Origin of the sequence: Kineococcus gurbantunggutensis (assembly GCF_050871925.1) — a bacterium.
In the GTDB taxonomy this organism is placed as follows: domain Bacteria; phylum Actinomycetota; class Actinomycetes; order Actinomycetales; family Kineococcaceae; genus Kineococcus.
On the sequence record NZ_JBJLSG010000185.1, the window covers coordinates 1 to 8,681 of the forward strand.

General features: G+C 77.8%; 14 protein-coding genes and 1 pseudogene. 11 read left to right on the forward strand and 4 right to left on the reverse strand.

Going from position 1 to position 8,681, the window contains the following annotated elements; translation table 11 throughout:
* Positions 1–295, forward strand: a 295-nt coding sequence (locus ACRYR7_RS22255) for an alpha/beta fold hydrolase (protein WP_432574298.1), incomplete at its 5' end; no start/stop codon positions are given.
* A 194-nt stretch (positions 296–489) separates the two neighbouring features.
* The gene (locus ACRYR7_RS22260) at positions 490–915 is read left to right on the forward strand and encodes a hypothetical protein (RefSeq protein ID WP_432574299.1); all 426 of its coding nucleotides are present in this window, start codon (positions 490–492) and stop codon (positions 913–915) included.
* Positions 916–937: 22 nt separating this feature from the next.
* Here the strand turns inward: ACRYR7_RS22260 and ACRYR7_RS22265 are convergent, their stop codons facing one another.
* Complete coding sequence (locus tag ACRYR7_RS22265) at positions 938–1,432, reverse strand: hypothetical protein (RefSeq protein WP_432574300.1); 495 nt, start codon at positions 1,430–1,432, stop codon at positions 938–940.
* Entirely contained in the window at positions 1,429–2,160 is a 732-nt protein-coding gene (locus ACRYR7_RS22270) for an RNA polymerase sigma factor (protein WP_432574301.1), read from the reverse strand. Before ACRYR7_RS22270 ends, ACRYR7_RS22265 begins: the two co-directional genes overlap by 4 nt.
* 337 nt (positions 2,161–2,497) lie before the next feature.
* Here ACRYR7_RS22270 and ACRYR7_RS22275 point away from each other — a divergent pair, with 337 nt between their 5' ends.
* The 7 genes from ACRYR7_RS22275 to ACRYR7_RS22305 all read left to right on the forward strand — a co-directional run bounded on the left by ACRYR7_RS22275 (position 2,498) and on the right by ACRYR7_RS22305 (position 6,112).
* Complete coding sequence (locus ACRYR7_RS22275) at positions 2,498–2,968, forward strand: Asp23/Gls24 family envelope stress response protein (protein WP_432574302.1); 471 nt, start codon at positions 2,498–2,500, stop codon at positions 2,966–2,968.
* Entirely contained in the window at positions 2,965–3,273 is a 309-nt protein-coding gene (locus ACRYR7_RS22280) for a hypothetical protein (RefSeq protein ID WP_432574303.1), read from the forward strand. The genes ACRYR7_RS22275 and ACRYR7_RS22280 overlap by 4 nt, the downstream gene beginning before the upstream one ends.
* 56 nt (positions 3,274–3,329) lie before the next feature.
* The gene (locus ACRYR7_RS22285) at positions 3,330–3,509 is read left to right on the forward strand and encodes a DUF2273 domain-containing protein (RefSeq protein ID WP_432574304.1); all 180 of its coding nucleotides are present in this window, start codon (positions 3,330–3,332) and stop codon (positions 3,507–3,509) included.
* Entirely contained in the window at positions 3,502–3,996 is a 495-nt protein-coding gene (locus ACRYR7_RS22290) for an Asp23/Gls24 family envelope stress response protein (protein WP_432574305.1), read from the forward strand. Before ACRYR7_RS22285 ends, ACRYR7_RS22290 begins: the two co-directional genes overlap by 8 nt.
* A gap of 182 nt (positions 3,997–4,178) precedes the next feature.
* On the forward strand, positions 4,179–4,715 hold the full coding sequence (locus ACRYR7_RS22295; protein WP_432574306.1) for a DUF6286 domain-containing protein: 537 nt from the start codon (positions 4,179–4,181) through the stop codon (positions 4,713–4,715).
* Positions 4,712–5,293, forward strand: a complete 582-nt coding sequence (locus ACRYR7_RS22300) for a hypothetical protein (protein WP_432574307.1) — start codon at positions 4,712–4,714, stop codon at positions 5,291–5,293. The genes ACRYR7_RS22295 and ACRYR7_RS22300 overlap by 4 nt, the downstream gene beginning before the upstream one ends.
* Before the next feature lie 51 nt (positions 5,294–5,344).
* Positions 5,345–6,112 (forward strand): hypothetical protein, encoded by a 768-nt coding sequence (locus ACRYR7_RS22305; RefSeq protein ID WP_432574308.1) that lies wholly within the window; start codon positions 5,345–5,347, stop codon positions 6,110–6,112.
* An 80-nt stretch (positions 6,113–6,192) separates the two neighbouring features.
* Here ACRYR7_RS22305 and ACRYR7_RS22310 read toward each other — a convergent pair whose 3' ends face one another.
* A complete protein-coding gene (locus ACRYR7_RS22310; RefSeq protein ID WP_432574309.1) occupies positions 6,193–6,627 on the reverse strand; it encodes a MarR family winged helix-turn-helix transcriptional regulator in 435 nt (144 codons plus the stop codon).
* Between the two features lie 143 nt (positions 6,628–6,770).
* On the opposite strand from ACRYR7_RS22310, the gene ACRYR7_RS22315 reads away from it, so the two are divergent.
* Positions 6,771–7,865, forward strand: coding sequence for a CDP-glycerol glycerophosphotransferase family protein (locus ACRYR7_RS22315; protein WP_432574310.1), 1,095 nt, complete (start codon positions 6,771–6,773; stop codon positions 7,863–7,865).
* A gap of 46 nt (positions 7,866–7,911) precedes the next feature.
* Here the strand turns inward: ACRYR7_RS22315 and ACRYR7_RS22320 are convergent, their stop codons facing one another.
* On the reverse strand, positions 7,912–8,289 hold the full coding sequence (locus tag ACRYR7_RS22320; protein WP_432574311.1) for a signal peptidase I: 378 nt from the start codon (positions 8,287–8,289) through the stop codon (positions 7,912–7,914).
* Between the two features lie 141 nt (positions 8,290–8,430).
* Here ACRYR7_RS22320 and ACRYR7_RS22325 point away from each other — a divergent pair.
* A pseudogene (locus ACRYR7_RS22325) lies at positions 8,431–8,681 on the forward strand (hypothetical protein); the annotation flags it as partial.

Consider the following 8,681-nt stretch of genomic DNA (forward strand, 5'->3'; position numbering starts at 1 on the left):
CCAGCGCCGGGAGGCGCTGGCGCTGACGGAGCAGGCCGACCAGCACGCGGCGCTGAAGGCCATGCAGGCCTTCGGCACCACCGACTTCCGCGCCGACCTGCCGAAGGTGGACGTGCCGGCGCTCGTGGTGCACGGCGACGGGGACGCCACCGTGCCGTTCGAGGGTTCCGGCGCGCGCACCCACGCCGCCGTCGCCGGCAGCCGCCTGCACGTGATCGCCGGCGGCCCGCACGGGTGCAACGTCAGCCACGCGGACGAGTTCAACCGCGTCCTGCTGGACTTCCTGGCCTCCTGAGCCGCACCCCCGCCCGGCACCCGGTCCGGCCCGGGCACCCGGGCGGGGGTCACGAGCGCGCGCCCGCGCGCAAGCACCCCCGGGCGTCCGTGCGGGAAGTCGGCAGGGCCGCGGCGGTGGCGCGGCAGCGCGTGGCGGGGTCGTGGCGGGATCACGTCCGTGACTGCGCGAGACGTTCCTTCACGATGAGTCACATGGATGTCGTGCTGCACGGAGTGAGCGCCGAGGGCGAGCGCTGGACGCTGAACAGCGAGGACACCCCCCTGGGACCGGGGGTGTCCCTGGAGGTGCGCACCCCCGGGGGCCGCCGGCGCTTCGGCCGCACCGGCTCCTCCACGCCCCTGCGCCCGGGCAAGGTCCTGGAGGGCGACCTGGCGTGCGGCGAGCGGGGCGAGCCCTCCACCCTGGTGCTCAAGCTGCGCGCCGACGTGCGCGCGGTGGTGGTGCACCTGTCCGACGGCACCCGCGAGGACCTGCTGGTGGCCGACGACCCGCGCCGGCGGTGCCTGCGCTGGTCGGTGCTGCTGTACCCGCGGCACCTGGACGTGCGCCGCATCGACGTCTACGACGCCGCCGGCGCGGCCCTGCACGACGCCGCCCTGGCGCAGGGCGCGACCTGACGCGCCGAGCGCGGCGGCACCCTCAGCCGACGACGCGGGGGTCGTCGGAGACGTCGCCCAGGTGCACGTGGGTGCGGATGCGCTCGGACGGGGGGGCCAGCGGGCCGAGCAGGTCGGTCAGGACGTCGCGCGCGACGGCGTGCACGCGCTCGGCCACCTCGAGCAGCCGCGCGCCGTAGGCGGCGACGATCTCGACGACCACCTCGTCGAGGTCGTGCTCCTCCCCCGTGGTGCAGGTGATGCGCGTGGCGGCGGCGCGGGGGACCAGGTCGACCGCGCGGCGCAGCACGGCCACGACGACGTCGGAGGCGACGAAGAAGTCCCCGTCCTCGTGGCGCCCGCGCACCGGCTCGGAGGGCCGGAACACGTGCAGCGCCCGGGAGACGACGTTCCCCCGCACGGCGACCCAGCCGGCGTCGGTGCGCTGGCGCAGCAGCACGGCGGCCCGGGCGGCGAGGTCGGCACCGGTGACCGGCGCGGCGGGCACGGGCTCGCGCGGGCCCGGTCGCTCGCTCACCGCCACCCCTCCAGCGCGGAGGCGACGGTGGCGCGGGCCCGTTCGAGCAAGCCCCTGACGGTGCTCGTGCTGGCGGACAAGACGTCCCCGATCTCGGAGTAGGACAGGCCCTCGACCTCGCGCAGGATCCACGCGGTGCGCTGGCGCTCGGGCAGCAGGCGCAGCGCGGCCGCCAGCGCGGCGAGCAGCGCGGCCTCGAGGTTCTCCTCCCCCGGCCCGGGCCGGGTGTCGCGGACCTGCTCGGCGACCTCGTGCACGTCCAGCGCCGGCAGGCTGCCGGAGGCGGGGAAGGGGGGCCGGGCGGCGGCGCGCTGCTTGTGCGCCTGGTGGCGGGCCAGCACGTAGAACCAGGTGCGCACCGAGGCGTCGCCGCGGAAGGAGGGGAACGCCCGCCACGCGGAGAGCACGACCTCCTGCACGCAGTCCTCCGCGTCCTGGGCGTTGTCCAGCAGCCCGTGCACGTACCGGTACAGGCTCGCCCCGTGCCGGTCGACCAGTTCGGAGAAGGCGTCCTTGTCCCCCAGCGAGGCCCGCCGGGCCAGCACCTCGTCCGGGACGCCGGGGACACCGCCGCCACCGCCGGTGCGCGCCCCTGGACCGCGCGCCCCGCCGGGGCCGCGCGCACCGGGGACGTGCGCCTCGCCGCCGCGGCCGCCGCGGCCACCGCGGCCGGCGGGGGCGGGCGGGCGGTGGTGCGCGGGGTGCGTCCCGGTGGTCTCCGGGCTCACGGGGCCACCTTCCGCGCGACGGGCCGGGCGCGGTCTCGACCCGGCGCTGGAAGTGCAGCAGCCCCGTGCGGGGTCGGCAAGCCGGGACGCCCCCTGGAGCTCCCGGGAGGGTTTGTGGCGCAGATCACACCGAACCGACCGTGACGTCCGGGCCCTCCGGCGCTCTACCCCTGTGACGCCGCACCGACCCGGCCCGCGACCACGCGCCGCGCCCACGCAGCGCGCTCAGGCGCCGCGGGTCCCGGGAACCGGTGCCGTCGGACCGCGAACGCCCCTCGGGCACCGCACGCCGCCAGTCGCGCCGCGCACCGCCCGAGCACCACCTGGAGGAGTTCCCATGAGCGAGACCACCACCAACATCACCAGGACCACCGGTTCCGCGATGCCGGTCAAGACCGCACCGCTGAGCAGCAGCCAGGGCACCACCTCGATCGCCGACACCGTCGTGTCCAAGATCGCCGGCATCGCCGCGAAGGACGTCTCCGGCGTGTTCGCCCTCGGCGGCGGCGCCTCCCGCGCCGTCGGCGCGCTGCGCGAGCGCATCCCCGGCGGGCGCGTGAACCACTCCCAGGGCATCTCGGTGGAGGTCGGCGAGACCCAGGCCGCCGTCGACGTGGACCTGATCGCCGAGTACGGCGTGGCCATCGCGGACCTGGCCTCCGGCGTGCGCCGCAACGTCATCTCCGCCGTCGAGCGGATGACCGGCCTGGAGGTCACCGAGGTCAACATCTCCGTAGCCGACATCCACCTGCCCGAGGACGACGCCGCCGACGACGAGGCCGAGCAGCGCACCGCGCGCGTGCAGTGAGCACCCTCGTCCCCCCGCACGGGGCCGCGGCCGGCGGCGCGGACGAGATCGCCGAACTCGTCCGCGCCGTGCCGGGCGTGGTCGCGCTGCACGCCGGGCGCTTCGGCGAGGTGGCCACCTACCTGCCCGGACGCCGGGTCACCGGCGTGAAGCTGGGCGAGCGGGTGGTGGAGGTCCACGTCGTCGCGGAGTTCGGCGCACCGCTGCGCACCCTCGCCCGGGCGATCCACGTCGCGGTCGCCGCCGTCGTCGACCTGCCCGTGCAGGTGTTCATCGAGGACCTCGCCGCCCCCGCGGCGGCCTGACCCTCCCCGCGCACCCACCCCCCGAACCCGCCCCCTCTCCCCCGTAGGAGGAAACCGTGTCCCCCTCGAACGTCGGCGTCTTCGCCGGCCTCCTGCTCGCCCTGATAGCGGTCGAGGGCGGTTTCGGCTGGATGCTGCTGGCCCTGGTCTTCGCCGCCGTCGGCCACCTCGTCGGCGCGCACCTCGAAGGCAGGATCGACCTGGCCGCCCTGCTGCCCGGTCGCGGTCGTGGCTGACGCGCGCACCGCGGCCCGCACCCCGGCGCAGTTCCCGGCGCGGTCGTCGGTGCGCGCGCCGGCACGGTCCCGCGCGCTCACCCCCGCGCGCGCGGCCGTCGGCGCCCCGAGCGCCGAGGCCGCCGCCGAGATGGGCGGGCGCGGGCACCTGGTGGTGCAGGACCGGGCGGTGCAGCGCATCGCCGAGGCCGCCGCCGTGGAGGTCGAGGGCGTCGCCCCGGCCGGTGCCACCACCGGCGCGATCGGCAACGCCCTGGGGCGCGACTACCCCCGGGTGGACTGCGAGGTGGCCGGGCACCGCGTGCGCGTGCGCCTGGAGATCGTCACCGTGTGGCCGCACTCGGCCGCCGAGGTCGCCGCCGCCGTGGGCGACCACGTCCGCGAGCGGCTGCGCGTGCTGGCCGGCATGAGCGTCGACAGCACCCGCGTCACCGTCGCCAGGGTGGCCCCGCCCACCACCGCAGCACCGAGGAGGCGAGTGCGGTGAGCCCCGCCGAGACCCCCACCGGAACCCCCGCCGCCGGAACCCCTACCGCCGGAACCCCTACCGCCGGAACCCCTACCGCCGGAACCCCTACCGCCGGAACCCCTACCGCCGGAACCCCTACCGCCGGAACCCCTACCGCCGGAACCCCCGGCACCACCGCCGGCACCGGCGGGCGCCCGGCGATGCCGGCGGCCCCGGAGGCCAGCGGCAGCGGCCGCATCGGCGTCGTCGGCCCCGTCCTCGCCGCGCTCCTGCTCGCCACGGGGCTGCTGCTGCTGCGCGAGGCGCTCGTGGTGCTCGGCGCCGTGAGCGGTGCGCCCTGGCTGCCGGCCGCCGCCGAGGGCCTGCGCGGCCTGGCCCCGGCCTGGTGGCTGGTGCCCGCGGGCCTCGCGGTGGCCCTGGTCGGGCTGTGGCTGCTGGTCAGCGCGCTGCGCCCGCGCTCGCGCAGGACCCTGCCGCTGACCTCGGGCACGGGTGTGTTCCTGCACACCCGCGACGTCGCCCGCCTGGCCGCGGGGGCCGCGCGCGAGGTGGACGGGGTGCTGTCCGCCTCGGCCACCGCCACCCGCCGCGCGGTGGGCGTGACGGTGCACGGCACCGCCGACGTGCGCGAGGAGGTCGCCCGCGCCGTCACCGAGACCCTGACCCCGTTGCGCACCGCCCCGCGGGTGGACGTGCGCGTGCGCACCGGCCGCGACGACGAGAGGAACGACCGGTGAGCCGCTCCGTCCTGGCCCTGGACCGCCTGGTGGCCCTCGTGGTCGGCCTCGTCCTGATCGCCCTCGGGCTGGCCGCGGCGGCCTGGTACCCCGGCTGGCTGGCCCGCCTGTGGCCGGCGGCCCCGCGCGAGCTGCAGCTGCGCACGGCCACCGACGCGTTCGCCGCGTCCTGGTGGGGGTGGGCCGCCGGAGCCGCCGGCGTCGTGCTGGTCCTGCTGGCGCTGTGGTGGCTGCTGGCGCACCTGCCGCGCCGCGGGGTCGGCACGCTGCCCCTGCCGGGCTCGGCGCGCGGCGCGCGGCTGCTCATCGACCCCGACGGCCCGGTCGACACCGCCGCGGACGTCCTGGCCGGCACCCCCGGTGTCCGCTCGGCCAGGGGGCGGGTGCTGCGCGATCGCGGCCGCCTCGTCGTCGACGTCAGGGCCACCGTCGAACCCGACGCCGACCTCGCCGAGGTCGTCGCGGCCGCCGACGCCGTCACCGGCGACCTGCGGCACGTGCTCGGGCGCGAGGACGCCCGCGCCCGCGTGCGCCTGAGCGTCGCCCGCACCACCCACCAGCGGCCCCGGGTGCGCTGACCCCCGCACCCGCGGACCGCAGCAGCAGTAGCAGCAGGAGGAGGACCGCACGTGGCCAGGAACCCCGCCGTCAGCGACGCCCGGATCGCCCGCGCCCTCGGCGTCTACGCCGGCATGGTGGACCACGTGCTGGCCGACCCCCGGCGGTGGCTGGGCCTGGACGACGACCCGCCGCCCACGGCCCCCTTCCCCGCGCGGGCGCTGGACGCCCTGCGCGACCGCGCCCTGGGCGAGACCACCCCCGCCTCGCCGGACTGGGGCGCCCAGCCCCTCCAGCGGCGCGTGGACTGGTGGGTGACGCGGATCGGGATCAGCGCCGGCCTGGCCGCCGCCGCCCCCCGCTTCGCCGGGGCGCTGGCCGACCGGGTCCCGCTGCAGGCCGCCCTCGGCGCCTCGGCGGCCGGGATGGCGGTGTGCGCCACCGCGCGCGAGCACGGCCGCACCGACCCCGCGGACTGGGTCCCGCTGCTGTCCCGGGTCCTCTTCGAGCGCGAGCTGAGCACCGGCGCGCCACCCGTCCCCAGCGCCGCCGACACCGAGCAGCGGCTCAGCGGCGAGGACGACGGGAACGACGCGGACCGCCCCGACGGCGGCCGCGCCGCGGCGCTGGGACGCGGCGCGCAGCAGGCCGTCAGCACCGTCTGGCGGCTGGCCCGCACGTTCGCGGAGGTGCAGCACCTCCTGGAGCAGCGGCCCCGCGGCAACCTCCTCACCCGCGCGGTGGGCAAGCTGCCCGTCGTCGGCGTCGCCGGCGGCTGGCTGGACGAGCGGGCCGCCATCCGCAAGGCGTCCCGGCGCACCGCCGCGCTGCTGCACTAGCCGGCCAGGACGCGGGGGCGGGCGCGAAGCGGAGCGGGAAACAGAGCGGGGCGGGGAGCGGTGCGGGGCGCCACCGGCCCTCAGGGCCTCTCGTCGACCATCCTCAGCAGCACCCGGTTCAGCTCCGCCGCCTCCGCCGCGCTCACGCCCAGCCGCCCCGGCTCGTTGGCCCCGCGCACCGCGGGCCAGACGAGCGCGAGCAGGTCGCGCCCCGCGGGCGTCAGCGCCAGCGGGTTGCGCCGCCCCTTCGAGCGCTCGGCCCCCCTGCTGACCAGGCCCCGCTCGACGAGGCCGTCGAGCACGCCGCTGATCGACTGCGGGCGCACCAGGACCCGGCGGGCCAGTTCGGCCTGGGTGAACGCGGTGCCGGTGGCCAGGTGCGAGAGCACCCCGAACTGGACGGGCGAGAGCCCGTGCCCGGCGAACAGCTCCGTCAGGTGGCGCTGGGCGCGGTGCGCGGCCCGGATCAGCGACCACGTCACCAGGGCGTCGATGTCGTCCTCGCTCAGCTCCACGGCCGGCGTGCCACCCCCCTCGTCACCGGGCAGTGTGGCACCGGCGGGTTCCCGGTGCTCAGCGGGGCGAGCGTGCCGGCACCGGCCGACGGCACCGGCGGGCGCCGTCGTACGCTCACCCCCGGGACCGACGAGGAGGGCCGATGAGGGTCGTCTGGAACGCCTACAACGGCCGCTACGCCGACAACCCGCGGGCGCTGCACGAGGCGCTGCTGGCGCGGCGGGGCACGGCCGGGGACACGCACGGCGAGGACGAGCACGTCTGGCTCGCCGACCCCCGGCACGCCGGCACCTTCCCGCCCGGGGTGAGCACCGTGCCCATCGGCACCCCGCGCGCGGTGGAGGCGCTGGAGTCCGCCGACGTCCTGGTGTCGAACACGCACATCCAGCTCGACGAGTGGCGCGAGCGGCCCGGCACGACGTACCTGCAGACCTGGCACGGCACCCCGCTCAAGCGCATCCACCGCGACGCGGCGTTCCTGCCCGCCGACGAGGTCATGGCCGCGCTCGACGAGGACATCGCCCGCTGGGACCTGCTCGTCACCCCCGGCCCCGAGGGGACCCGGCTGCTGCGGGCCGCGTTCGGCTACACCGGCGCGGTGCTGGAGACCGGCTACCCGCGCAACGACGTCCTGCTCGCCCCGGACCGCGAGGCCCGGCGCGCCCGCGCCCGCGCGGCGCTGGGGATCGAGGACGGCGTGCGCGCCGTCCTGTACGCGCCCACGTACCGCGACGACGAGGCCGCCGCCGGCGTCGACGCACCGCTCGGCCTGGACGTCGAGGCGCTCGCGCAGCGGCTCGGCGGCGACGCCGTCCTGCTGCTGCGGCTGCACCACTACGTGGCCCACCAGCGCCGCTCCGCCGGCAGCGCGCGGGTGCGCGACGTCTCCGGGGTCCCGGAGATCTCCGAGCTGTACCTGGCCGCCGACGTCCTGGTCACCGACTACTCGTCCTCGGTGTTCGACTTCGCGGTCACCGGGAAACCGGTCCTGCTGTACGCGTACGACCTGGAGCACTACCGGGACCGCCTGCGCGGCTTCACCTTCGACCTCGAGGACGAGGCCCCCGGGCCGGTCCTGCTGGAGCAGGGCGCGCTCACCGAGGCGCTGCTGGACCTGCCCGCGGTGGCCGCGGCGCACGCGGAGCGCCACGCCCGCTTCGTGCAGCGCTACTGCCCGCTGGAGGACGGGCGGGCGAGCGAGCGCGTCCTGGCCGCCGTGTGGCCCGACCCGGCCTGACCCGACCCGGCCTGACCCGGCCCGACGGCGGGTTCGCGGCGCCCGCTCACGCGCCGCCCGGCGGGTCCTCCCCCGGCACCTCGGAGGGCCACCGGACCGTGACGGTGGTCGTCTCCCGCGTCGGCGAGGACTCCCAGGTGTGCGACTCCCCCGGGTACCAGATGACGTAGTCCCCGGACTCGCGCAGCACCACCTCGCCCTCGCGGAACCTGATCCGCTGGGAACCGCTGACCAGCACGCACAGGGACGTGCGCCGCTCCGGCTCCGTCCACTCGTCGTCGCGGGAACCGGCCGCCAGGCGCGCCCACTTCACCTCCACGTCGCCGGTGGCCAGCTCCGGCGCGCGCCCGGCCTTGAAGCGCCCCACCAGCCAGCCCCCGTCGTCCGCACCGTCCACGTCCGCGTTGCCCGCGTGCCAGCTCACGCCCGCGATCCTGCCGCGGCGCCGGTGCGCGGACCAGCCGGCGCGGACCAGCCGGCGGGGTGGTGCGCGGGGCGCGCGGGTCGGGCATCCTGTGTCGCACGTCGAGCACGGGCGCCCTCACGGAGGACGAGGAGGAGCCCGGTGGTCGACGCCTTCGGCGGTCCGTCCCTGGTGGAGCAGACGCGCACCGCGCGCACCACCGCCCGCTGCGTCCGGGACCGGGCGCAGCGGCTGCGCGCGGACCTGAGGAGCGCGCAGGCCCGCAGCGCCGCGCTGCGCCGGCGCGCGGAGGTGGTGCGCCTGCGGTCGGTGGCCACCCGCCTGGGGGTGCCGGAGCCGACGCCCCTCCCCGCGCTCCCGGCGCCCCGGCCGCCCGCAGAGGTGGCCGGGGC

Bases quoted from the DNA above. Each gene is read 5' to 3' on its own strand.
- ACRYR7_RS22260 (WP_432574299.1), top strand. From the start codon at position 490: ATGGATGTCGTGCTGCACGGAGTGAGCGCCGAGGGCGAGCGCTGGACG.
- ACRYR7_RS22275 (WP_432574302.1), top strand. From the start codon at position 2,498: ATGAGCGAGACCACCACCAACATCACCAGGACCACCGGTTCCGCGATG.
- ACRYR7_RS22295 (WP_432574306.1), top strand. From the start codon at position 4,179: ATGCCGGCGGCCCCGGAGGCCAGCGGCAGCGGCCGCATCGGCGTCGTC.
- ACRYR7_RS22315 (WP_432574310.1), top strand. From the start codon at position 6,771: ATGAGGGTCGTCTGGAACGCCTACAACGGCCGCTACGCCGACAACCCG.